At 43.5% G+C, this 21,065-nt stretch carries 28 protein-coding genes, 1 tRNA gene and 1 pseudogene; 29 read left to right on the forward strand and 1 reads right to left on the reverse strand.

The genetic code is table 11. The annotated features are described in order from the left end of the window. Nucleotides 1-125: 125 nt before the first annotated feature. Nucleotides 126-809 carry a helix-turn-helix transcriptional regulator gene (locus FTU90_RS07600; protein WP_180072168.1) on the reverse strand — a complete coding sequence of 228 codons (684 nt, stop codon included), beginning with the start codon at nt 807-809 and terminating at the stop codon, nt 126-128. A gap of 124 nt (nt 810-933) precedes the next feature. On the opposite strand from FTU90_RS07600, the gene FTU90_RS07605 reads away from it, so the two are divergent. The 29 genes and pseudogenes from FTU90_RS07605 to FTU90_RS07745 all read left to right on the forward strand — a co-directional run bounded on the left by FTU90_RS07605 (nt 934) and on the right by FTU90_RS07745 (nt 21,060). Next, nucleotides 934-1,134 carry a hypothetical protein gene (locus tag FTU90_RS07605; protein WP_180072170.1) on the forward strand — a complete coding sequence of 67 codons (201 nt, stop codon included), beginning with the start codon at nt 934-936 and terminating at the stop codon, nt 1,132-1,134. 14 nt (nt 1,135-1,148) lie between these two features. After that, the gene (locus FTU90_RS07610; RefSeq protein WP_257222393.1) at nt 1,149-1,454 is read left to right on the forward strand and encodes a hypothetical protein; all 306 of its coding nucleotides are present in this window, start codon (nt 1,149-1,151) and stop codon (nt 1,452-1,454) included. Then, on the forward strand, nt 1,451-2,125 hold the full coding sequence (locus FTU90_RS07615) for a phage regulatory protein/antirepressor Ant (protein WP_257222394.1): 675 nt from the start codon (nt 1,451-1,453) through the stop codon (nt 2,123-2,125). Before FTU90_RS07610 ends, FTU90_RS07615 begins: the two co-directional genes overlap by 4 nt. Next, nucleotides 2,122-2,292 carry a hypothetical protein gene (locus tag FTU90_RS07620; RefSeq protein WP_180072174.1) on the forward strand — a complete coding sequence of 57 codons (171 nt, stop codon included), beginning with the start codon at nt 2,122-2,124 and terminating at the stop codon, nt 2,290-2,292. The genes FTU90_RS07615 and FTU90_RS07620 overlap by 4 nt, the downstream gene beginning before the upstream one ends. Next, on the forward strand, nt 2,285-3,016 hold the full coding sequence (locus tag FTU90_RS07625; protein ID WP_180072176.1) for a replication protein: 732 nt from the start codon (nt 2,285-2,287) through the stop codon (nt 3,014-3,016). The genes FTU90_RS07620 and FTU90_RS07625 overlap by 8 nt, the downstream gene beginning before the upstream one ends. Next, nucleotides 3,016-4,335 carry a DnaB-like helicase C-terminal domain-containing protein gene (locus FTU90_RS07630; protein ID WP_180072178.1) on the forward strand — a complete coding sequence of 440 codons (1,320 nt, stop codon included), beginning with the start codon at nt 3,016-3,018 and terminating at the stop codon, nt 4,333-4,335. Before FTU90_RS07625 ends, FTU90_RS07630 begins: the two co-directional genes overlap by 1 nt. Then, nucleotides 4,332-5,114, forward strand: a complete 783-nt coding sequence (locus FTU90_RS07635; RefSeq protein WP_373687590.1) for a phosphoadenosine phosphosulfate reductase family protein — start codon at nt 4,332-4,334, stop codon at nt 5,112-5,114. Before FTU90_RS07630 ends, FTU90_RS07635 begins: the two co-directional genes overlap by 4 nt. Then, complete coding sequence (locus FTU90_RS07640) at nt 5,111-6,355, forward strand: hypothetical protein (RefSeq protein WP_180072182.1); 1,245 nt, start codon at nt 5,111-5,113, stop codon at nt 6,353-6,355. The genes FTU90_RS07635 and FTU90_RS07640 overlap by 4 nt, the downstream gene beginning before the upstream one ends. Continuing rightward, nucleotides 6,352-6,504 carry a hypothetical protein gene (locus FTU90_RS07645; protein ID WP_180072184.1) on the forward strand — a complete coding sequence of 51 codons (153 nt, stop codon included), beginning with the start codon at nt 6,352-6,354 and terminating at the stop codon, nt 6,502-6,504. Before FTU90_RS07640 ends, FTU90_RS07645 begins: the two co-directional genes overlap by 4 nt. Further along, nucleotides 6,501-6,776: a DUF6378 domain-containing protein gene (locus FTU90_RS07650; RefSeq protein ID WP_180072186.1), complete on the forward strand. Its 276-nt coding sequence runs from the start codon at nt 6,501-6,503 to the stop codon at nt 6,774-6,776. The genes FTU90_RS07645 and FTU90_RS07650 overlap by 4 nt, the downstream gene beginning before the upstream one ends. A gap of 94 nt (nt 6,777-6,870) precedes the next feature. After that, nucleotides 6,871-7,209 (forward strand): DUF1064 domain-containing protein, encoded by a 339-nt coding sequence (locus FTU90_RS07655; RefSeq protein WP_180072188.1) that lies wholly within the window; start codon nt 6,871-6,873, stop codon nt 7,207-7,209. 10 nt (nt 7,210-7,219) lie between these two features. Further along, on the forward strand, nt 7,220-7,660 hold the full coding sequence (locus FTU90_RS07660) for a hypothetical protein (protein ID WP_180072189.1): 441 nt from the start codon (nt 7,220-7,222) through the stop codon (nt 7,658-7,660). Nucleotides 7,661-7,939: 279 nt separating this feature from the next. Continuing rightward, nucleotides 7,940-8,016: transfer RNA gene (locus FTU90_RS07665), tRNA-Arg, on the forward strand. Between the two features lie 458 nt (nt 8,017-8,474). Then, a complete protein-coding gene (locus FTU90_RS07670; RefSeq protein ID WP_180072191.1) occupies nt 8,475-8,702 on the forward strand; it encodes a hypothetical protein in 228 nt (75 codons plus the stop codon). A gap of 89 nt (nt 8,703-8,791) precedes the next feature. Continuing rightward, nucleotides 8,792-8,965 (forward strand): hypothetical protein, encoded by a 174-nt coding sequence (locus tag FTU90_RS07675; protein WP_180072193.1) that lies wholly within the window; start codon nt 8,792-8,794, stop codon nt 8,963-8,965. Continuing rightward, a complete protein-coding gene (locus FTU90_RS07680; protein ID WP_180072196.1) occupies nt 8,958-9,230 on the forward strand; it encodes a hypothetical protein in 273 nt (90 codons plus the stop codon). Before FTU90_RS07675 ends, FTU90_RS07680 begins: the two co-directional genes overlap by 8 nt. 26 nt (nt 9,231-9,256) lie before the next feature. Next, nucleotides 9,257-9,723, forward strand: a pseudogene (locus FTU90_RS07685) (hypothetical protein). Nucleotides 9,724-9,727: 4 nt separating this feature from the next. Then, the gene (locus FTU90_RS07690; protein ID WP_180072198.1) at nt 9,728-10,153 is read left to right on the forward strand and encodes a terminase small subunit; all 426 of its coding nucleotides are present in this window, start codon (nt 9,728-9,730) and stop codon (nt 10,151-10,153) included. Then, nucleotides 10,128-11,417, forward strand: a complete 1,290-nt coding sequence (locus FTU90_RS07695; RefSeq protein WP_180072200.1) for a PBSX family phage terminase large subunit — start codon at nt 10,128-10,130, stop codon at nt 11,415-11,417. Before FTU90_RS07690 ends, FTU90_RS07695 begins: the two co-directional genes overlap by 26 nt. Nucleotide 11,418: 1 nt before the next feature. After that, a complete protein-coding gene (locus FTU90_RS07700; RefSeq protein WP_180072202.1) occupies nt 11,419-13,689 on the forward strand; it encodes a portal protein in 2,271 nt (756 codons plus the stop codon). Beyond that, nucleotides 13,670-14,473, forward strand: a complete 804-nt coding sequence (locus FTU90_RS07705; RefSeq protein WP_180072204.1) for a hypothetical protein — start codon at nt 13,670-13,672, stop codon at nt 14,471-14,473. Before FTU90_RS07700 ends, FTU90_RS07705 begins: the two co-directional genes overlap by 20 nt. 3 nt (nt 14,474-14,476) lie before the next feature. Further along, complete coding sequence (locus FTU90_RS07710; RefSeq protein ID WP_180072205.1) at nt 14,477-15,673, forward strand: P22 phage major capsid protein family protein; 1,197 nt, start codon at nt 14,477-14,479, stop codon at nt 15,671-15,673. Between the two features lie 62 nt (nt 15,674-15,735). Further along, nucleotides 15,736-16,128 (forward strand): HeH/LEM domain-containing protein, encoded by a 393-nt coding sequence (locus FTU90_RS07715; protein ID WP_180072207.1) that lies wholly within the window; start codon nt 15,736-15,738, stop codon nt 16,126-16,128. Nucleotides 16,129-16,132: 4 nt separating this feature from the next. Continuing rightward, nucleotides 16,133-16,738 (forward strand): hypothetical protein, encoded by a 606-nt coding sequence (locus FTU90_RS07720; protein WP_180072209.1) that lies wholly within the window; start codon nt 16,133-16,135, stop codon nt 16,736-16,738. Beyond that, complete coding sequence (locus tag FTU90_RS07725; protein WP_180072211.1) at nt 16,725-18,191, forward strand: packaged DNA stabilization protein; 1,467 nt, start codon at nt 16,725-16,727, stop codon at nt 18,189-18,191. The genes FTU90_RS07720 and FTU90_RS07725 overlap by 14 nt, the downstream gene beginning before the upstream one ends. Next, nucleotides 18,191-18,604: a hypothetical protein gene (locus tag FTU90_RS07730; protein ID WP_180072214.1), complete on the forward strand. Its 414-nt coding sequence runs from the start codon at nt 18,191-18,193 to the stop codon at nt 18,602-18,604. The genes FTU90_RS07725 and FTU90_RS07730 overlap by 1 nt, the downstream gene beginning before the upstream one ends. Next, nucleotides 18,601-19,041, forward strand: a complete 441-nt coding sequence (locus FTU90_RS07735; RefSeq protein WP_180072216.1) for a GNAT family N-acetyltransferase — start codon at nt 18,601-18,603, stop codon at nt 19,039-19,041. The genes FTU90_RS07730 and FTU90_RS07735 overlap by 4 nt, the downstream gene beginning before the upstream one ends. Continuing rightward, nucleotides 19,042-19,707: a DNA transfer protein p32 gene (locus tag FTU90_RS07740; protein ID WP_257222395.1), complete on the forward strand. Its 666-nt coding sequence runs from the start codon at nt 19,042-19,044 to the stop codon at nt 19,705-19,707. 9 nt (nt 19,708-19,716) lie between these two features. Further along, complete coding sequence (locus FTU90_RS07745; RefSeq protein WP_180072218.1) at nt 19,717-21,060, forward strand: hypothetical protein; 1,344 nt, start codon at nt 19,717-19,719, stop codon at nt 21,058-21,060. Nucleotides 21,061-21,065 lie beyond the last annotated feature (5 nt).

The raw sequence follows: 21,065 nt of genomic DNA on the forward strand, positions 1-21,065 counted from the left end.
ACATAGTGTGTACTGTAGTCAACACTTATAATAAACAAATGTGTATTTACTTTATAAACAACTGTTTTATATAGACATAAAAAAAGACCGCATAAGCGGCCATAAGGTTTCATTTTGTTTACTTGTTATGGGAGCGAGTTTTGCACGTTAAAGGCATAAGCAACAACTTCAAACTCCTGATCAATAATATCTTGCTGTGCCAGCACTTCTTCTTTGTATTCGTCACTGTTAGCACTAACAACTCTTATGCCTCCTTTCGGCATTCTATATAGGTACTTAAACTTAAATAATCCGCCATGGCATATAGCGTATATTTTCCCATCAATAATATTTGTCCTTCCGGTATCAACATAAACCGTTGCGCCATCATTAATGACTGGTGACATTGAGTTACCAAATGCCGTCAATGCAAGCGCGTTTGATGGATCAACCCCATAACGCCTTAATGTTGAAGAACTTAGTCTTATCCTTCTTGATTCTGTATTTATTATTTCAGTAAGCGATCCAGAGCCACACGATACCAAAACGTCTTTATAAAACGGCACCTCGACCTCATCACTATCAAGTGGAGTTGAGCTATCCCAACCAATGACGCGGGAAGCATCACCACCAGGGCCACTATCAGCCCCGCTCAAAATCCAATTTGCAGAACAACCAAACTCAGCAGCAGCTTTTAAAGCCCCAGCTTTTGATACACCACGCTTCTTCCAATTGGTCAGCGTTTGTGGTGATTCATCAATACGTCTTGCGATTTCTTCCTGGCTTAAATTGTTGCTCGCCTCAAGCAGTCTTTTAAATGATTCGTGCATAACAAACCCCTTTTATTCTTGGTTTTATTATCTCAGCAGTAAACAAATTGTGTTAAACAAATGATTTGACATTAGTAAACACAGCGTTTACTATCAAATACACAAATGTTTAGTGGAGAGTGAAATGTCTATCAATAGTGATAAAGACATCATTGTTGCTCTTGGTGGGTCAACAAAGGTCGCTGAAATGCTTGGGTTGAAAAGCAAACAGCGTGTTCAAAACTGGATGACAAGAGGAATCCCGGCTGAAGTAAAACTCCAGTATCCGCACATCTTCTTAAATCCAAATATTTCAAGCGTGGTTCGTAACAAGGGTGCTGCGTAATGGGAGTGGATGACATGCAAGAAGCAATCGAAAAAGGGTATTTGGGCGGGAAATTGATCGCGCCTAAAACCATCAAATTTATGGATGCGATGCTTGACGCTGTTTCTGTATATGCAGAAGCAGAAGGTATTAGCGATGTTGACTGGATGCGTAATGCCATAGCTGAAGCTCTACTTATTGCTGATGCTAAGTACGAACGTACACGCAAAGCAAAGGAGAGAGCCAGTAAACATTGGAACACTTTGGCACACCAAAAAGAAAGCCCAGTAGCGCGAACTACTGAGCTTGATATTCAAAACCTAGAGGGAAATGAACAATGAATATGTTAGCACAATTTGGTGAAAACCAAAAAACTATGTCGACTCGCGTAATTGCGGAGCTTTGCGAGAAGCAGCCGCAGCATGTAAAGCGCGACTGTGAAAATATGTTTACTTCTCTCAATTTAGATGCGTCCAAATTTGGACATATCTATTTTGACTCAATGAACCGCCAGCAAACCGAATATTTGTTAGATGAAGAATTAACAATGACATTGGTTACTGGTTACAACATTGTTTTGCGCAATCGAGTTATTAAGCGCTGGAAGGAACTAGAAAACCGCGAACTATCAAAAATGGAAATCCTGCAAATGGCTCTTGAGTCTGAGCAGCAGAAATTGGTTCTTCAGCAGCAATTAGAAATCCAAGCTCCAAAAGTCGCATTCGTGGACAAATACGTTGCTGGCAATGGAAACAAAACATTCCGCCAAGTTGCAAAGCTACTGCAAGTCAAAGAAAACACCTTCCGCAGTTTTTTGGTTGAAAACAAAATCATGTATTTACTCAATGGTGAGTGGACTGCATACCAAAACCATGTGGATGCAAAGCGCTTCCATGTGAAAACAGGTGTAAGTGAATTTGGTCATGCGTTTAACCACGCCTTATTTACCCCAAAGGGTATTGAATGGATTGCTGGGGAGTTGGCTAAGTTTAATTTGCGGGGCGTTGTATGAACCACTTAACCCGCCAATTCGTTGACCAGTACGAGCGTGAAAATCCGAACTTCACCTCTCGCTATTGCCCAGTTGCCGATCTCTATGACGCTGATCTGGATATGTTTCACATTGAAGAAGTGCAGGATGAATACGAAGAATTCAAACAAGGGGGAGATTGTGAGTAATTTTATCCCTAACAGCTTCCAGCTGCCGAATGCTTTTGTTGATGAAGCAATGAAGAAGCTCAGCCCTACAGCAAACCTCCTATACATTGTAATTGTTCGCAAGACTCGTGGCTGGCAAAAGAACAAGGATGCCATCTCATTAACTCAGTTTGAGGCAATCACTGGTCTATCAAGAAAAACTGTAATCAAGGCGATTAATGAGCTAATCGAGTTCGGTTTTGTGAAAGAGTATGCGCAAAAGAATGCCAAAGCAGCTAAATCTTATGCTCTAAATGATGGTGTATTTTCTACACTAGTAGAATCTCCACTAGTGGAAAATTTACACCATACTAGTGGAGAAATTCCACCAGTTACTAGTGGAAAATTTCCACACACAAAAACAACTATAAAAACAACTAATCAAAAACAAGGGGTGTACTCAGAAGACTTTGAAAAGTTTTGGGAAGCATATCCACGTTGTAAGCGTAAATCAGACAAGTCGGGAACATTTAAAACTTTTGAGAAATACAAATCAGTTGTGACTACTGAAACATTGATCAAAATTCTAAATGCTCAAAAACAAGATCAATCTTGGATTAAACAGGATGGTGAATTTATTCCAGCACCGACTACCTGGCTAAATCAAAAGAATTGGGAGAACGATTACTGGACAACTCAACAACCAGTATTTAGTCAAGCGGCACCAATCCCTCAAAACCTTAAAACAGTAAAAGGAGCTTGGTAATGTCTGATATTCACAACATCGCAATCGAGCAATGTGTACTTGCTGCATTGATGACAGTTCAAAACTCTTATGAAACTGTTGCAGGGGATTTAACGCAAGACTGCTTCTTCTCAACAAAGCATCAAGAGGTTTTCAAAGCTATTTCCGAATTGGTTGATTCTGGAAGACCTTATGACGTTGTACTGGTTGAGCAGAAACTCAATCAAAGCAAATCGCTGGTTGATGCAACCGACTACCTGATGACGATCATGTCTGAATCACCATCAAGTTTTTATAACTTGGGTAGCTATGTTTCTGAACTCAACAAACTGAAATCACACCGCAAGGTTGAGGAAATTGGCAAGAAGATTGCCATGATTGCACATGACCTGAATCTGGATGATGTGTTTGCTGAAGCAGAGGGCTTATTCAGTGGATCAGACAATCAGGACCAGAACAACTTAGGCTCAAGCTTTGAAGACTCCATTGAAAGCGCCTTGCAGAAGATGATCGAGAAGGCTGAAGCACTGGCAGCAGGCAAGCCGTCAGGTGTGAGGTTTAATCTGCCTACTTTGGACAACCTGATCGGCACAGTACAAAAAGGTCATTTGTGTGTCGTTGGTGGCAGACCGGGTTCGGGCAAATCGACTTTAGCGCAAATGCTGGCACTGGATACTGCAATCAAAAACAAGGGTGTGCTGTTTGTGTCGGCTGAGATGGATAAAGAGACTTTAGCCAATCGCATGATTAGCGCCTTGAGTCTGATCCCTTATGACGAATTACATAACGCTCGTATGTCGTCAGGTGTGATGCAGGACTTCACCAATGCCCAAGCTACCTATGCAAAATTGCCAATCTGGATCGAACCAAAGCAAAAGCCGACATTAAGCGAAGTTCGTACCTATGTACGCAAAGCAGAGCGCCGCTACAAGAAGATAGGACTTGGGTGCATCGTTATTGACTACTTGCAGTTACTTCGCAATCCGAGCCAAAGGGACCGCATTCAAGAGGTGGCATCAATCAGCCGTGAACTCAAGTCGATGGCGAAGGAATTTGAATGTCCTGTTATCGCACTGGTTCAGTTAAACCGTGATGCAGATAAAGGCTCACGCCCAAAGAGTTCGGACATTAAAGAATCAGGTCAGATTGAGCAGGATGCAGACCAGATCGTTTTATTACATCCAAAGCTGCAATCAGAGGACTTAATGCCCACTGGTGTGACTGAGGTGTTAGTGACCAAAAACCGACATGGCAAGAAGGGGATTGTGTTGGTTCAGGATCAATTGGATGTATGCCGTTTTGCAAGTGTAGCTCAAGAGCAAGTAGGGGGTGGGGTGTGAATGCATTAACCAAAATTCAAGCTGTAGAAATCCCAACTCTGGTTTCTGATTTTGTAATCAGTAGCTATGGCGGTGGCACCAACTCAACTGCGCTACTGATCGAGTGCGTAAAGCGCGGCATTCGTATCGACATGATCTTGTTTGCTGACACTGGTGCTGAGAAACCCCACACCTATGAATATGTTGAGTATTTCTCAGAGTGGCTTATGTCGAGAGGCTATCCGGCAATCCAAGTGGTGAAAGCACCAAACAAAACACTGGAGCAAGATTGCTTTGATCGGAAAGCCCTTCCGAGTATTGCTTACGGTGTTAAGTCATGCAGTCAGCGATTCAAGATTCAGCCACAAGACAAGCTGGTGAATAACAGTGTGATTGTAGGGGGGCGATTGGTGAAGCTAATTGGGTATGACGCTGATGAGCCACATCGTGCAAGTCGCAAATACGAAGATAAATTCACTCGGATCTATCCGCTGATTGATTGGGATATGGGGCGCGATGAATGTGTCGAGGCTATCAGGGAGGCTGGATTGGTTTTGCCGGGCAAATCATCTTGCTACTTCTGCCCAAATTCACGAGTAAGTGAAATTAAGTGGCTCGAGAAGTATCAGCCGGAGTTACTGGCTAAAGCTTTAAAAATGGAAGAGCAGGCGGATCTGACCGATATAGCCGGGCTTGGTCGCAATTTCTCTTGGAAGTCTATTCATCAGCAGCAAGATGCATTCATGGACCACTTTGTTCCAGATATGCCGTGTGATTGTTATGACGGGGGTGCAGCATGATTTTTGAAGCGGAAAAAGTATCGACTCAAATTAAAGACCGTTCGGATTGGGATATTGGTGAGTGGCTGGAAAAAAACAAAGTGACTGAGCTGCCATTAGGCTTTACCAATTTCAAGGATGGAAACATTCCATTAGATCGAAAGCAGATTGTAAAACCTGAAGCTGAACGCAATGCCAAGCTTGAACGAATTAATCAGGAGGCGCGTCAATCCAAAGCAGTAATCAAGCGCCAGAAGGAAGCTGAACGAATCAAGCGCCAGAAGGAAGCTGAACGAATCAAGCGCCAGAAGGAAATGGAAGCTAGAAAGATCGAATGTGCGATTGCCAAGCTTGAACGTGATGCAACCAAAAAAGAACAAGCAGCGATCAAGGCGGAACTTAAAGCACTGGGTCAGACTCAGGTTCAGGTGGATCGTGCTGCAAGAATCAATCGTCAAATGTTGCTATTGGCTGAGTTTAGAAGCAAGGCGCAGCTTGGTGATATTCAGGCTATGTCTAGAATGCTTGGATTTAAGAAGGACATCATAAGCAAACTGGCTGCTGGTGGTGTGGCGTTGAGTGCAAAGCGCCTGGCACTGCTTGAAGAAATCCTGCCGACTTTTGAATACGGCACACATATAAACCGCAGCAAAGTGGTGGCAAGGGAAATTTCACCAAAGCGCCAGATATGGATCAGAAACCATGAGGCCAAAAATGCAGCTCTAGCAAAAGGCCATCGTAAATTTATCGGGTTTTGTCACAAGGAAAATAAAGAAACGATTTTCCGTATCTATGCGACTCGCGACGTATCTGCATGTGTGTCGTGCAGTAAGGCTTCGCAAAAGAGAAAGCGTGAATTAACTGCAAAGAAACCACGCGAGGCATCGGAAAACAGAAAGCGAATGCTTGAGGCTCAAGCTCAAAACCTTAAATCGTTTATCGGGGTGTGTAAGCATCATGGAGAAACATCGTTCCGCATTCACGATATTAATTCATTCAAGTGCAAAGCATGTTCAGCCGAAGCCATGCAGAAAACCCGAATAAAAACCCGCGCTGAACTTGAGAGCAATCCAAGAACAATTGAACTTCGGGAATTTTTAAGAAGTGACGAAAAGAACGGACGGGTTTCAGCGTTGGCCAGATTCTTAGGTGTGTCCATCACTACGGTTTCAAATTATGGATTAGGGAATACAGCAATTCCAGATCAGCAGTGGGAAAAAATCAAAGAGTTTAAGGCGCAATTGCAAGGAGCAGCAGCATGAAATGCAATCTGACTGATCTTCGGGATCGAATGAACAAGGCCACTGGTGAAGAAAAGCAAAGGCTTCAGGCGGAATGGATTCGGGTGCATCAAGAACCGGAAGCGCTTAAAGAGAAAGATGAAAGGAATTATGAGGAGTTTGAGCGATGAGTGAAATAGATAACACTTTAAACGAACGTGGCGCTCGTTATGGCAATTATTCCGATGTGGCTAGTACAACGCAGCAGCTAATGTCTATCGTTGAATGTGGCGCAAATTACGAGCATTTAAACGCAGAGCAGAAAACCAGTCTTTTTATGATTTGCAACAAGATTGCCCGCGCTGTGAATGGTGACCCTCAGTATTTTGACAACTATCGCGACATTGCCGGTTATGCAACTTTGGCGGAAAGGGCGTGTGAAGCGGTGCGAGGTGAGTCATGAGGCTGGGTGATTTTGGGTTTTTCCTGTTTTTGATAGTTGTGTTTGTTTCGTTGAAATTTGGCGACTCAATCAATCAGGCGATAGTGGGGTGCCAATGACTAAATACAAAAACAAGAAGGTGGTGCTTAACGGCATCACTTTTGATAGTCAGAAAGAAGCAAGGCGCTATCGGGATTTGTCACTGTTAGAACGTGCAGGGGAAATCAACGATCTGGAACTACAAAAGGCTTTCATTTTGGCTGAGTCGGTCAAGTTTGAGGGTGAGCCAAGACGCAAGCCAGCAGTGAAGTATGTCGCAGATTTTGTTTATCAGGAAAAAGGGCAACTGGTTGTTGAGGATGTCAAAAGCAAGATGACACGGAGTTTGCCAGTTTATCGCTTAAAGAAACACTTAATGAAATCGGTACACGGTCTAGAGATCAGAGAAATTTAGGGGAATAGGGATGAATGCGATGGTGAAGGCGGAAGTGATGGATTGGGATCGTTTTAGTATTGAAGAGTGGCTTAAGCAGTATGGGGCATACATCCAGATTTCACGCATGAAGTCAGGAAATAGCCCTGATTCCTTGGGTGTCAATCAGATTTACTGGCTGATTCTTGAAAACAATAAAGGGGCTGCACCGCGTAAGGATCAGGTTATTTGCCAGATTAATGACTTTGAAGCTGAGCAGGTGCGGAAGTTGATTGTTGATTTTAATAAGTCGAGTTTGGTTTGTGCTTCGGCAAAAGTGGCTGTGCAGTTGTTCATTGAGAAGAATGTGAGAGGGATGTCACTCGATCAAATGGTGCGTGAGTTTACGCTTGGAAGAACATCAATCAAGAGTATGGTTTATGCCGGAAAGTTTTATTTAGTGGGCCACGATAAGCGGCTGAAATTAGATTGAATAACAATTGACCGTGCGCACACGATATGGCATATTTCAGGTATAGTGCGCTTGAGTAGTCAGGTACACTAGCGATTAAAGCTCATCGAAAGGTGGGCTTTTTGCATTATGGCGGTTTCATTAATTTCTAGTGGTTTTTAAATTAGTGCCGCCACCTATTAGTTTTAAAAGGTGAGTATTACTTTGGATTGGCGACCCATTAACACGGTCAGTTATGAGCCATTACACACACACTACTAAACCAACGAGGAAGAATTTCTTCTTAGTTGGTTTTTATTTGCGCCATTAGCTCAACTGGAAAGAGCATGGGTTTTCTATACCAATGGTTGTGGGTTCGAATCCTGCATGGCGTGCCAGATTCTAAACCTCTCGAATTCGATACCTTTAAAACTACAGATATCGGACTGGTATTTGCTTGATCGTTGCTTGCTTAACCGGGTAGAAATCTTGCTTAGTTCGACAAATTTACCGACATTATTTTCGGCAGTAAATATTCTAAATTTATGTTTTATAAGTAAAAGTAAATGAAATTTCTAGCGACATGATTGCTTGATTGTCCGGGTGGAAAAACAAATGCTAAAACTCTTAATGTGCTTATTCGGCCTACATGGTGCCACTGAAATTGATTACACGATTGATGATGAAGAAATCAAGGTGTGTCGGAATTGTTTGAAAGAAGTTGAATAAGCGCCAAAAGTGTTGTCATGTGTTATTTTGTGTTATTTAATCAATAACTTAGATTATTTCTGGTACTTGTTTTCTTAGGTTTGGTGGGTTATAAATTAATCTATATCAACCCAAAAGGATGCTATCAATGTCAAACACAGCCCCGGTACAGGCAAGCCTAGAGCAATATTCGTTTTTTGAAATTATTGGTGTCTTGGCAAGAGATATTCATAAAGCCATAAACAATCCTGTATTTTTAGCTTTTGTTGAAGGTGTGACCACCTTGGTGCATAAGTTTATTCTGCTTCTTGCGCCATATCGCTTTTATGATTTTCCATCTGTCAATCAAGCTATTGGACGCGCTGTTATTAAGTAATTTCTCTAAATCGCCGAACGTATTACGGCAAACAGAACCCCTTGCATTCTAGATGTTGAGGGGTTTTTCTTTTCTTATTGGTGGTACCCATGACAGACAAAGTACAAGCTAAACAGGACTTAGGATTTTGCAGTGCTGAGCTGTCTAAGTATCAGAATCTCAGTCGATCGGGATTGACACGAAATGAGCTGCTGGCAATTGACGGCATCATGATTAAGCTGAAAGAACGTATTAAGAATTTACGTGAAGCGCTGTATGCGTGATGCAAAGCGATTAGCTGCAATCAGAAAGCTGCCATGTATTCGTTGTGGTAATCCCAATAGTCAGGCTGCTCATTCAAATAGTGCTAAGCATGGTAAGGGTCGCGGAATCAAGGCCGATGACAGCAAAACCGTTTGCCTGTGTCATTCCTGCCATTTCCAGTTCGATACCTTTCAATTGGGTAATCGGGCAGAGAGTGAAGTAATGTTTGAGAAGTGGTTGGTTAAGACTGAGTTGATGATGCGCAGAAATGAGGATGTGTTTTGATGGATAGGGTTGGACCAGTATCTTTCATGATTAACTCACATCTCAACATCACTAAAACGATTGGCTTCCTCAATGCCTGGCATCAAAAAGCTATAGATCAGGGAAAGCCGCTAGTTGTTCACATAGATCAGAAAGCCGAGGATCGGAGTAAAGCACAGAACCGGCTCTATTGGATGTGGATGTCTCAATGGTCAAAGCGCCAAGGCACAGACAAAGATTCAGAGCATCTGTATTTCAAGAAGCAATTCTTAGCGCGTATCTATGATCGTGATGAGGTTGGGCAGTACAAACAGACATTTGCAGCGGTCAGAGTTTTAAGAGATCAGAAGCATCCACAATACCGGGCTGTGGCAGATGGATTGAATGAATTGATTAGTACCACGGATGCAACGGTGGACAGTTCACTGAATACCTAAACGACATTCATGCATTCTGTAATAAGCATGGGTGCTATCTACATACGCCTGATGATCTTAAATATGTGATGGAGTAAAGATATGGCAAGACTACAGCCTAAGCAGGAGAAGTTTTGCCAACTCTATATTGAATTAGGTAATGCTTCTGAGGCTTATAGACAGGCTTACGATACTTCAAGAATGAAGAGTGAAACAGTTGGTCGTAAGGCACAGGAATTATTAAATCACGGCATAATTACGGCATATATTGAAGAATTAAGAGTGGTCCATAGAGAGAGGCACAACATCACTGTAGATGACTTAATTGCAGAGCTTGAAGAAGCTAGACAGTTAGCCAAAGACCCAGTTAAGCCACAGCCAGCAGCAATGGTTTCAGCAACAATGGGTAAAGCAAAGATACTTGGTTTTGATAAACAGGTTGTAGAACTATCCGGCAAAGATGGTGGGCCAATTGATTTAAGTTTAAAGGTGGTATTCGAAGATGATGGAGAAACGAGTACCGAGTAAATTCAAACCACTTTATAAGCACTGGGAGCAAAACAAGCTCAATTATGTGTTTCATGGTGGTCGTGGCGGTGGTAAGTCGTGGGAAATAGCAGACTTCCTCTTGATTGAGGGCGCAAGACGAAAGCATCGCATTCTTTGTTGTCGTGAGGTTCAGGATTCAATCAAGCGATCAGTACATAAATTACTGTCGGATCGCATTGTTGCGCTTGGATTGACTGCATTTTATCGGGTGCTTGATACAGAGATTCGCGGCATCAACGGCACAGAGATATTTTTCTCAGGTTTATTGAGTCACACGGTTGACTCTATTAAGTCGTTTGAGGGTGCAACAATCACTTGGATTGAAGAGGCTCAAAGTGTAAGTGGGTTTTCATTATCTATCTTGGTGCCTACAGTCATTCGTACTGAAAAACCAATGATTATTATGAGCCTAAACCCAAAGCTACCATCAGATGCGGTTTATGCTGAATATGTAGTGAAAAATCGTGATGACACTGTTGTTGTGCAGATTAACTACACAGACAACAAAGAATGTCCGAAATACATGATTTTGGAAGCTGAGCAGATGATGCGGGATGACTACGATCAGTATGAACATATCTGGCTTGGCAGACCCAAAGAAATTGCAGATGGTGCAATCTACAAATCAGAGTTTGAAGCAATCAAGCGTGAAAACCGTATCTGTAAAGTTCCGCATGATCCAAATCTGCCAGTCTATACATCGTGGGATTTGGGGATTCTTGATCCTACTTCAATTTGGTTCTTCCAGATCTACGGCAAAGAAAAACGAGCTATCGATCATTACGAAGCGAACAATGAGCCATTAGCACACTACGCTCGAATTCTTGATGAGAAGGCCCAGAAGTTTGGTTATCGCTATGAGAAACATTTTGCACCGCACGACATTGCAGCGCGTGACTTGAGTTCAGGTGTAAGCCGTGAGCAAACCATGGCAACACTCGGTTATCGCATGACAAAAGGCGCAAGGCTTGGTGTTGAAGATCGTATCGAAGCGACACGCCAATTCTTAAAGAATTGTTGGTTTGATGCCGAAAAGTGCAAACACGGTATTCGAGCATTGCAGAACTATCGTCGTGAGTTCAACGACAAATTAGATCAATTTAAAGCTACACCGGTGCATGACTGGGCTTCACATAGCTCGGATGCGTTTGGTGAGGGTGCGATTAACATTAACAAAATGACAAAGGCAACCGAGTCAGCGCCACCGCCACCGCCTATGCGTCAATCATCTTGGATGGGATAACATGGCAAAAGATAAAGAAGATCAAGGCATTCTTAAAGAAGCTATAAAGTTTCGTGATGTTGCGCAAGATTACTGGAATCCAATCTATGAGAAAGGACTGGAAGATAAGCGCTTTGTAACGATTGAAGGTGCTCAATGGGAATCCACAGCACTTGAGAAGCGTAAACAACAAGGAAAACCGTCTCTAGAGATCAACCTTGTGCGTGCTTATGTGCAGCAGCAGATTAATACCATGCGTCAAAACCGACCACAAGCGAAAGTTGTGCCTGTTGATAGTGGTGCTGATCCTGAGATTGCTAAGGTGTTTGAAGGCCTAATCAAGGATGTTGAGGAATCATCAAACTTTGAAGATGCACTCGATACAGCAGCAGCCAACCAGGTGCATGCGGCAGTCGGCTTTTATCGTATTACCACCGATTATATTCATGAGAAGTCATTCAATCAGGAGCCGCGATTCAAACCCGTCGAGAATCCACAGGCTGTCTTAATTGATCCGCTTTCTAAAGCGCTAGATGGCTCTGACATGACCAAAGCTCTGGTATGTGAGTGGGTTGATAAGGATCAGATCAAAAAAGACTATGGTGAGGATGCTGTAACTGATTTTGATATGGAAAATATGGAGGATTGGGATAACTCAACAGATAATACTGTTTGTGTTGCTGAATTCTTCTATAAAGATCAGGTCGCAGACACGCTATGCCTGCTCGATGATGGATCGGTTGAGTTTAAATCTGTATTGATTGAGCAGTGGGCTGAGGATGAATTAGACCAGATTGTGATTAATGAACGAGAAACTACTCGCACTGAAATCAAGTGGGTTAAATTGACCGGCTGCAAGGTTTTAGAGAAAGGTGTGTTCCCAGGTGAATATATTCCAATCTTCCCGGTTTATGGGGAAGTAACTTGGGTTGAAAACAAGCGCCATATCTTCTCACTAGTTCACTTTGCAAAAGATGCTCAACGACTGTTTAACTACTGGAAGTCAACTGAAGCACACATTCTGCAAAAGAATCAGGATGAAATGACTATTGTGGATGATCGCGGCATTGCTGGCTTTGAAGAGTGGCAAAACCCATCAGGAGCCGCTTATCTTCGATTTAAAGCAACTGACGATAATGGTGCTGTCATTCCATATCCAACTAAATTAGGCGCAGCAGCTCCACCGGTTGGCATTTTGAATGCGTCCGAGTCAGCTAAAGGCCTAATTCCCGATATCTTGAATATGCATGCACCTCAAATGGGGCAGGATGTAAATCAGCAATCAGGTGTTGCGATTGGTTTGCTGCAGCGTCAATCAGATACTGCTCAATTCCATTTTCAGGACAATATCAATAAAACGATTCGTCATTCAGCGCGTGTTTTGATCGGCTTGTTCCCAATCTTGTATGACACGGAAATGGTGCGTCGAATTATTGGTGCTGATGGCGAGAGTGAGCTGGTTAAACTGAATGCTCAACCACAGACACAGGATGAACAAACAAGAGCAATCAATGGCATTTTAAATGATGTGTCTGCTGGTCGTTTCGATGTTCGTATGGATACTGGCCCAAGCTTCAATACTCAGCGTGAACAATCGTTTGCCTTGATGATGCAGCTTGTACAAAGTAATCCGGAGCTATTCAATATTGTGGCTGATCTGATTGTGATTAATTCACCGCTTCTAAACTCTAAAGAGATTGCGGAGCGCGTGAAAATGCTTGTGCCGCCTCAAGCGCTTGGCAAGGACTCTATTGATCCTGAACAAGCTAAAGCACAAATTGCACAACTTGATCAGCTTGTACAGAAAATGACAGCCGATCTTGAAATGCTGCAGCAGCAATTGAATGACAAAAATGCAGAGCGCAATATTGAAGTCTTTAAAGCTGAATTGCAGGCGCAAAAAGACATTCAGGTTGCACAGATCAATGCATCAAGTCGCTCTGATGTTCAGGAGTTGCGTAGCGTTGCTGAGTTGCTTAAACAGCAAATGAACGGCATCCAAAATGCAATGCAGTACATGCCAGAACAATGGTTACAACAGGGTGAGGGTGTAGACAGTTACGCACCAAGCCAACCGATTTTACCGCAGTCTGATGGACTTGAGCCGCCACCTGATATGACGCAACAGACATTCCAAGACCCTGCCATTGAGCAGGGTTTTTTAATGCCTGAACAAAGTGCTCAACCTGAAAACTTCGCTCCTGATCTTAGCCAGTTCGGGGAAAGCGCATCGGCTGAAGATGGTGGCTTTATGTCACCAATGGAGAATCTAAATGACAGTGGACAATTCTGAAACTCAAGACATCGTTGATACCACCGCAACGGAAAACACAGGTGCTGAAAGTCAAGAGATTAAGGAATGGGGTCAGGACGAAACACAGGAACCTGAACAAGCTCAAGAAGAAAATCAAGAGCCTGAAAAGCAGGATCCTGAACCTGAAAAACCTAAAAAGTCACGCGCTCAAGAGCGTATTGAGCAGTTAGCACGTGAAAAGGCTGAATTAGCGGCAAAACTTGCAGCTTATGAAACCAAGACGCAGGCAACTGAAATCAAGCGCCCTGTGATTGATGACTTTGAAGATTTTGGTGAATACGAAGCGGCACTTGAGCAATATCACATTGATCAAGCTGAAGCGCGGGTATTAGCAAAGCTGGATGAGCGTGAATCACAGAAATCTATTCAACAGAAACAGGTTGAGTTTGAGACTGCAATTGCCGATCTGGAAGAAGAGGGGATTGATTTCAATGCGTATGCCCAAAAAGCAGAAACATTGCCGCAACTTCCGATTCAACTTGACCAGTTTGGCTTGTCTGCTACTGAAACACTCAAGCTTGCTAAAGAGTTGCTCGATGACGAAGACACCTACATTGCTATTTCACAGATGAATGCTGTGCAGGCTGCAATGAAGATCGGCCAGATCATCGAAAGCAAAAAAACCAAAGCCCCACCATCTGTTAGTAAGGCCCCAAAACCAATTAAACCAGTGCAAGCAAATGCGCCTGTCACTCGATCACCTGAAAACATGAGTGATGACGAGTGGTACAGAGCAGAAACCCAAAAGCGAAAAGGTAAGTAATTTATGACTAATGAAGTTTTAACGCATCAAATGATTGCGCGCGAAGCGGCTAAAATGCTTGAAGAAGAAGCACCGTTTATTGCGAATATCAACAAAGGTCGCCAAGATGAATTTGGCAAAGACACGCAGGGCTACAAAAAAGGCGATAAAGTAACAATTAAAATCCCGACGGCAGGTCAGGTTTTTGATGGTGCTAAATTTGGCGGTGTGAATGGTGTTGCTTCAGATGTTATTGAAGATTCAGTAACCCTTAAGCTCGACACTCAAAAGCATGTTGCTTTGGAATTTGGGGCTAAAGAAAAACTGCTTGATATCACTGATTTCAAGGAGCGTATTTTACGCCCTCAAATGCAGACCTTATCTTCTGTGGTTGAGGCTGATTTGATTCAAAAAGGTTTGCTGAAAGTACCAAACCAAGTGGCTATGAGTTTGGGTGGTACAAACCCATCAAACGCACTAGCACTTGCTCAGGCTAAACTTAACCAGTATCTGGTGCCAAAGGGTGAGCGCTCCACACTGCTTTCAAATGAGGCAAATATTGCGTTAAGTGGCGAAGTATCTCGCATGTACAACCCAACTCAAGTATCAAGCAAGGCGTATTTGAATGGCTATGTTGCATCCGCATACGGATCTGATCTGTACAACCACCAATCAATCCCTGTTCACAATAACGGTGCCGCTGCAACAATCACAATCGCAGGTGCCAGCCAATCTGGCGACACTTTGGCAATGACCGCAGGCACTGGCGGAGCAATGAGCGAAGGCACAGTCTTTACCATTGCTGGCGTAAATGCAGTGCATCCACTTACAGGCCAAGACCTCGGTGTTCTTCAGCAATTCGTAGTACGTGAAACTGTAACCGTGGGTACAAGCACTCAAGTGGCAATTTCTCCTTCTTTAAAGGCGACCGCTCCGGCTAAAACTGTAAGCGCATTACCTGCGTCTGGTGCTGTGGTGACTGTGGTTTCTGTAAATGGCTTCCAGAACTTAATGTTCCACAAAGATGCTTTCACCGCTGCATTCGCCCCATTACCAGTGATTGCTTCATGTGAAGGTTACACGGCTCGTTTACCGTCGGGTATCTCGGTTCGTGTGATGACGTTTGGTGATGGTAATAACGATATTGAGCGTACTCGTATCGACGTGCTGTATGGTTTTGAAGTGGTTCGCTCGCTTCATGCTTGTCGTATCACTCAGTAATAAAAACCCATGACAACACATGCCCCTTAATTGGGGCGTTGTCATTTTTGGAGTAGTGAAAATTGTCAAACACTGAATACCCAAAAATGCTCTACTCGGGCGACAAAGAAGGCTATTCAAGCCGCATTATTCACTCTGCTGAAGAAGAACAGCAATTCCGTGAAATTGGCCTGCAAGATTATGCGGATCTCCCTGATCCAGAGCCAAAAATTGAAGAACTTGCACCAGGTGAAGCACCAACAGGTTTTGTAACTACTGAGCAATTCGATGCAGTTGCAGAGCGTTTAGCTGCGGCAGAAAGTGAAATTGAGCGTCTGAAGCAAGCAACAGCGAATGAAATGTCTAGTGACTACAACTCAATGACTGCTGACCAGTTACGCGCACTGCTTGATGAAAAGGGCATTGAATATAAAGCGCGTGATTCAAAAGCAGAATTAATTGCATTATTAGGATAACTCTATGAACGTCAGCAAACTAATCAACCTTGCTTTAAAACAATTGGGTGTGCTTGCAGCAGGTGAAAATGCCAATGCAAATGAAGTTGCTGACGCTGTAGATGCGCTTCGTGGCTTGCTTGCGCAGTGGGCTACAGATCGGCTGTATGTCTATAAAGTGCAGCCGATCACGATTGATTTAACCGGCACCGGAACATATACGCTCAGTGAAATCATCCAGTCTTTATCTGATATAGCAAAGCTCGATGATGAAGATATTCTGATGATTCGGGATCTGAATAATACAGGTGAATACAAGCCTGTTATTTATACCGAGCAAAATCCTTTTTGGAAATTCCAGATACTGGAAGATGCTAAAAAACTGGAAATTCAGGCACACGTTTTGCCAACGGAACTTGAGGCGCATGATGAAATAGAGGTGCCGGTCAAGTATGAGCGACCTTTGATTTTAAGCCTTGCTCTGGAAATTGCTCCAATGTTTGGCACAGAGCCAAGCGGTCTGCTTTTAAAGAATCAGGCTAATGCTATTGCGCTTTTAAAGCGCAGTAACTCAACGCCATTTTATGTGCAGAATGACCTGCCAGTAGGTGTGCGACATGGCTGTTATTAATTTACCTTTTGTGGGTCAGTCGTATCACTTAAAAGACTGGTCCATTGATTGCCAGCGCACACTAAACCTGTATCCGCAGGCAGTTGAGAGTCAAAATGCGCCGCAAGTATCTGCATTGCTACCAACTGAAGGCTTGACCCGTCTATTCGAGTTCACAGGCGAGTCTCAGGAATATGATGCAAGAGTACGTGGCATTTACGCCCTAACTGACCGTGTTTTGGTTGTGGTGTCGATGCGCTTGGTGGTTATTCAAGATGAAGAATGGCGCGATATCGGATACCTACGCGGACTTGATAAAGTCACATTTGCTGACAATGGTCTTGAAGTATTCATGACTGGTAATGATGAATATGGATTTACCGGGCATGTCTATAATATTGAAGATGACACGCTAACCGAGATATTAGTTGATGATGGTGAAAGTGAAGATGGTAATGGCTTCTTTGGTGCATCTTCAGTCACTTTTCTTGATTCACGTTTTATTTGGACTGAGCCAGATTCAGGACGCATTCAATGGTCTGGATTGCTCACACATGAAACCGATGCATTGAGTTATGCCACTGCCGAAAGTAAATCCGACAAACTTGTTCGCGTAATCTCAAATAACGGCTTGCTTTGGTTGATTGGTGAAAAGACAACTGAAGTATGGGTGAGTACAGGCTCAAGTGATGCGCCTTTTGTGCGTCAATCTGGGGCTTATATCCCGACTGGTTGTTTGGCTAAAGATTCAATTGTTGAATTTGGATCAAGCTTGATTTGGCTATCTCAAACCGATTTCGGCTCAAATCAGATTGTGATGACACAAGGTTATCAAACCACACGTATCAGCAATCACGCAATCGAAGCCGCACTGGCCCGATATGAAAATACAACTGATGCCTATGCGTTCTCGTATCAGCGTGAAGGCCACGCTTTTTATGTAATCTCATTCCCGACTGACCGTAAAACGTGGTGCTATGACGCATCAACAGGGATGTGGCATGAGCGCAGCTGGTACAACGCTGATAACTCAAGTCATGAGCATCATCGTGCTTATTGTCACTGTTATTTCAAAGGACGGCATTTGGTTGGTGATCGTGAAAAACCTTTGATCTATGTTTTGAATGCGGATGAGGAAACAGACGATGGCGCTGTAATTATTCGAGAGCGAACCACGCCGTGCATTAACACACATTCAACCCGCATGATATTTGATGAGGTTGAGTTGATCTGCCAAGTAGGTCAAGACATTAACACCAAACCAACCATCATGTTTGACTGGTCGGATGATCGCGGCAAAACATGGTCCAATGATCGGATCGAAGAACTTACCAATGATGTAGGTTCAATCGGTGAGTATGAAAAGCGTGTGATATTTCGCAGACTTGGCCAGTCGTTTGGGCGCGTATTTCGTGTCCGTATGACCGATGCAGGTCGATTAATTATCTTGGGCGCAACAGCAAAGGTGAGATGATGGCAGTTAAAGTTCCACAGGTGACACAGGTTCCCATTCAGCAACCTATTTCCATGAATAGTTTTATGCACCCGGTTTGGGTGCGTTTTTTTGAATCTCTAGCAAAGGTTGCAAATGAAAACGCTGTTTTTTCAATGCAAAAAATGAGCGGTGAGATTAATCAGGTTGGTGATGAGGTTTTGCAGATCAGTGGTGATATTGGCGACATCAACACATTAATCGCAGCAATCAATGTAAGCTTATTGGGTGTGGATGCCAATATTCTAAATCTACAAAATAGCTCTAGCAATCAATCTGACCAAATAAGCTCAATTCAAAATCAGATCAGCACTATTAACAATAATTTATCGACAATTAACTCAACACTATTGAGTCTTGATTCGCGCATTACAGCACTGGAGAATGCACCATGATTACGATTCAGCGTGAAAAATGGGCTGACTGTATTGATGAAATTATGCCAATGTGTCAGCAGGCGTTTGATCTTGGTGAGAATGCAATGGTTGGGTTACCACTAGATCTCGATTCTGACTTGTATCGGATGATGGATGACGCTGATGTTATGCACTGCTTAATTATGCGTAAAAACAAAAAGCCAATAGGGCTACATTGGGTGTTTATTACAGCCACACCACGACACAAGGGTAGGGTGGTGGCACAAACAGATGTAATTTTTGTGGATCAAGAGTATCGAAAACACTCAATGTTGCTCATTAACTACAGTGAAAATTACATAAAAAAATATGCAGACCTCTGGGTGATGTCGGTAAGAGATTATGCGGATCGAGCAAAGCTCTGGCGGCGCAAGGGCTTTAAAAAAATTGAACAAGTTATGATGAGGGTGATTTAAATGGGCATGGTAGCAGGAGCTTTAGGGGTTGGTAGCGCTTTACTTGGCTACAACTCATCTAAAAAACAAGCAAAGGCGGCAACACAGGCAGCAGACACGCAGGCTGAAGCAACACGATATGCGTCAGACATGCAAAAAGACATGTTTAATGAGGTTCGTGCTGATCAGAAGCCATACATGCAAGCCGGCACGACTGCGCTTGATCAACTCATGGGGCAGATGGGGCCAAATGGGTTTTTTAATCAAACATATTCAGGTCAAGACATCTACAGCGACCCGAGCTATCAATTTCGTCTGAATGAAGGTTTAAATGCTGTACAGTCTGGTGCGGCAGCTCAAGGTGGCTTACTGAGTGGCGCAACTCAAAAAGCCCTCATGAATTACGGACAGCAATCAGCATCACAAGAGTATCAAAACGCTTACAATCGACACAGCACAGACCAAACCAACCAATATAATAGGTTGTCTAATTTGGTGGGGGTTGGTCAAAACGCAGCAGCCGGTGTAGGTAATGCTGGAATGCAAACATCACAAGCGATGGCGAATAATACTATGGCGGGGGCTAGTGCGAGAGCAGACGGGATTACGGGTGCCGCAAGTGCACGCGCGAAGGGTATGGAAGGGTTGATTGGCGGTGCTGGCAGTCTGGCTGGTATGTTTATTTAAGGGTGAGTCATGACGCAATATCATTTTAATGGAATGGATTCACTATTAGGTGGAATCTCTGGCGGCCAGAAGCTTAGACAATTATTTGTTGACCGAGAGGTTGGCAAGATGAGCAATCTTGAGCCGGATCAACGTAAAGCCTTTGCTGATAATAATCGCTGGTTGGGGCGAGACTTAAACGCTCAAATTAAAGCTGACAATGCAGCTGCACTTCAAACCCAGCTACAGCAACAAAAGGCGCTCGCGGATATTGGTAACACTAATGCTCAAGCATTGGAGCGTACAGTTGGTGCAGGAAAAACAACTCAAGAGACCACAGCCAATCGTCAACGCGCTATGAGTAGCGCATTAGCAGCAGCGATGCGCGGAGACCCAAGAGCTGCCAATTTTATGCTTGAACATGGTAAGACTGGTGGGATTATTGATGATGCATCATACGAGCAAGCAAAACAGTTCTTGACTACGAATGCAAACAACCCCGAAGCAATCAGCTCGCTTGTCGAAAGTCTGGGGGTTGCTGCAGCTGAGAAGCCTGAGCAATATATTCAGCCTGATGCAAATACGGTGGCTAATAACATCACCAGTCGAGCCAATAATGAAGCCACAGTGGGGGCAACTCTTGCAGGGCAGCAGGTACAAAAAGAGATTGCGGATGCAAATCGAGTATCAAATGATGCGTATCGCATGCAGCAATTACACATGCAGCAAAATAAAGGGCAGATTGTAAATGCGGCAGATGGTAAGAGTTATATTTACTACCCAAATCTAAACAAGTACGAGCCTATGCTTGATCAGAGCGGGCAGCACGTCTCAAAGGTTGGCACAGTGGATAAGCGTAAAGAATCTGAGAGATTGCAGAAAATGGAGTCCATTTTACAGCAAGCAGAGGGTTTAATGGGCAAATCTACAAGTTCAGGCTTGGGTAATATGATTGATGAGGGAGCCTCATTTTTTGGCAAATCAAATGAGGGTGCGGATAGTTTGGCCGCACTTAAATCACTACAAGGCTCTTTGGTGATGATGATGCCGCGAATGGAAGGCCCTCAATCTGATAAGGATGTGCAGTTATATAGAGAAATGGCTGGTCGTCTGGGTGAGCCAATCCCCGCAAGTCAGCGAATGGAGGCAATAAAGGTTATTCGAGACCTTAATGCTAAGTATGCTGAAATTCAAGGTGTTGACTCAGGGGTGGCACCAAAAGGTGTTCCATACGCAAGTGCAGGACAAGCAACAACTTCATACAATGGCGCTAATGTGTCTTTAAGTGAGGTCAAGCAAGCCGCAAAGCAGGCTGGCATTAGCACAGAACAAATGGTGAGCATCTTAAAAGGGCAGGGCGTGAGCATTAAGTAGATGAT

The sequence above is a fragment of the Acinetobacter sp. YH12200 genome, assembly GCF_013418175.1.
GTDB lineage: Bacteria > Pseudomonadota > Gammaproteobacteria > Pseudomonadales > Moraxellaceae > Acinetobacter > Acinetobacter pseudolwoffii.

Bases quoted from the DNA above. Each gene is read 5' to 3' on its own strand.
- FTU90_RS07600 (WP_180072168.1), bottom strand. From the start codon at position 809: ATGCACGAATCATTTAAAAGACTGCTTGAGGCGAGCAACAATTTAAGC.
- FTU90_RS07605 (WP_180072170.1), top strand. From the start codon at position 934: ATGTCTATCAATAGTGATAAAGACATCATTGTTGCTCTTGGTGGGTCA.
- FTU90_RS07610 (WP_257222393.1), top strand. From the start codon at position 1,149: ATGCAAGAAGCAATCGAAAAAGGGTATTTGGGCGGGAAATTGATCGCG.
- FTU90_RS07615 (WP_257222394.1), top strand. From the start codon at position 1,451: ATGAATATGTTAGCACAATTTGGTGAAAACCAAAAAACTATGTCGACT.
- FTU90_RS07620 (WP_180072174.1), top strand. From the start codon at position 2,122: ATGAACCACTTAACCCGCCAATTCGTTGACCAGTACGAGCGTGAAAAT.
- FTU90_RS07630 (WP_180072178.1), top strand. From the start codon at position 3,016: ATGTCTGATATTCACAACATCGCAATCGAGCAATGTGTACTTGCTGCA.
- FTU90_RS07640 (WP_180072182.1), top strand. From the start codon at position 5,111: ATGATTTTTGAAGCGGAAAAAGTATCGACTCAAATTAAAGACCGTTCG.
- FTU90_RS07645 (WP_180072184.1), top strand. From the start codon at position 6,352: ATGAAATGCAATCTGACTGATCTTCGGGATCGAATGAACAAGGCCACT.
- FTU90_RS07650 (WP_180072186.1), top strand. From the start codon at position 6,501: ATGAGTGAAATAGATAACACTTTAAACGAACGTGGCGCTCGTTATGGC.
- FTU90_RS07655 (WP_180072188.1), top strand. From the start codon at position 6,871: ATGACTAAATACAAAAACAAGAAGGTGGTGCTTAACGGCATCACTTTT.
- FTU90_RS07660 (WP_180072189.1), top strand. From the start codon at position 7,220: ATGAATGCGATGGTGAAGGCGGAAGTGATGGATTGGGATCGTTTTAGT.
- FTU90_RS07670 (WP_180072191.1), top strand. From the start codon at position 8,475: ATGTCAAACACAGCCCCGGTACAGGCAAGCCTAGAGCAATATTCGTTT.
- FTU90_RS07675 (WP_180072193.1), top strand. From the start codon at position 8,792: ATGACAGACAAAGTACAAGCTAAACAGGACTTAGGATTTTGCAGTGCT.
- FTU90_RS07680 (WP_180072196.1), top strand. From the start codon at position 8,958: ATGCGTGATGCAAAGCGATTAGCTGCAATCAGAAAGCTGCCATGTATT.
- FTU90_RS07690 (WP_180072198.1), top strand. From the start codon at position 9,728: ATGGCAAGACTACAGCCTAAGCAGGAGAAGTTTTGCCAACTCTATATT.
- FTU90_RS07695 (WP_180072200.1), top strand. From the start codon at position 10,128: ATGATGGAGAAACGAGTACCGAGTAAATTCAAACCACTTTATAAGCAC.
- FTU90_RS07700 (WP_180072202.1), top strand. From the start codon at position 11,419: ATGGCAAAAGATAAAGAAGATCAAGGCATTCTTAAAGAAGCTATAAAG.
- FTU90_RS07705 (WP_180072204.1), top strand. From the start codon at position 13,670: ATGACAGTGGACAATTCTGAAACTCAAGACATCGTTGATACCACCGCA.
- FTU90_RS07710 (WP_180072205.1), top strand. From the start codon at position 14,477: ATGACTAATGAAGTTTTAACGCATCAAATGATTGCGCGCGAAGCGGCT.
- FTU90_RS07720 (WP_180072209.1), top strand. From the start codon at position 16,133: ATGAACGTCAGCAAACTAATCAACCTTGCTTTAAAACAATTGGGTGTG.
- FTU90_RS07725 (WP_180072211.1), top strand. From the start codon at position 16,725: ATGGCTGTTATTAATTTACCTTTTGTGGGTCAGTCGTATCACTTAAAA.
- FTU90_RS07730 (WP_180072214.1), top strand. From the start codon at position 18,191: ATGGCAGTTAAAGTTCCACAGGTGACACAGGTTCCCATTCAGCAACCT.
- FTU90_RS07735 (WP_180072216.1), top strand. From the start codon at position 18,601: ATGATTACGATTCAGCGTGAAAAATGGGCTGACTGTATTGATGAAATT.
- FTU90_RS07740 (WP_257222395.1), top strand. From the start codon at position 19,042: ATGGGCATGGTAGCAGGAGCTTTAGGGGTTGGTAGCGCTTTACTTGGC.
- FTU90_RS07745 (WP_180072218.1), top strand. From the start codon at position 19,717: ATGACGCAATATCATTTTAATGGAATGGATTCACTATTAGGTGGAATC.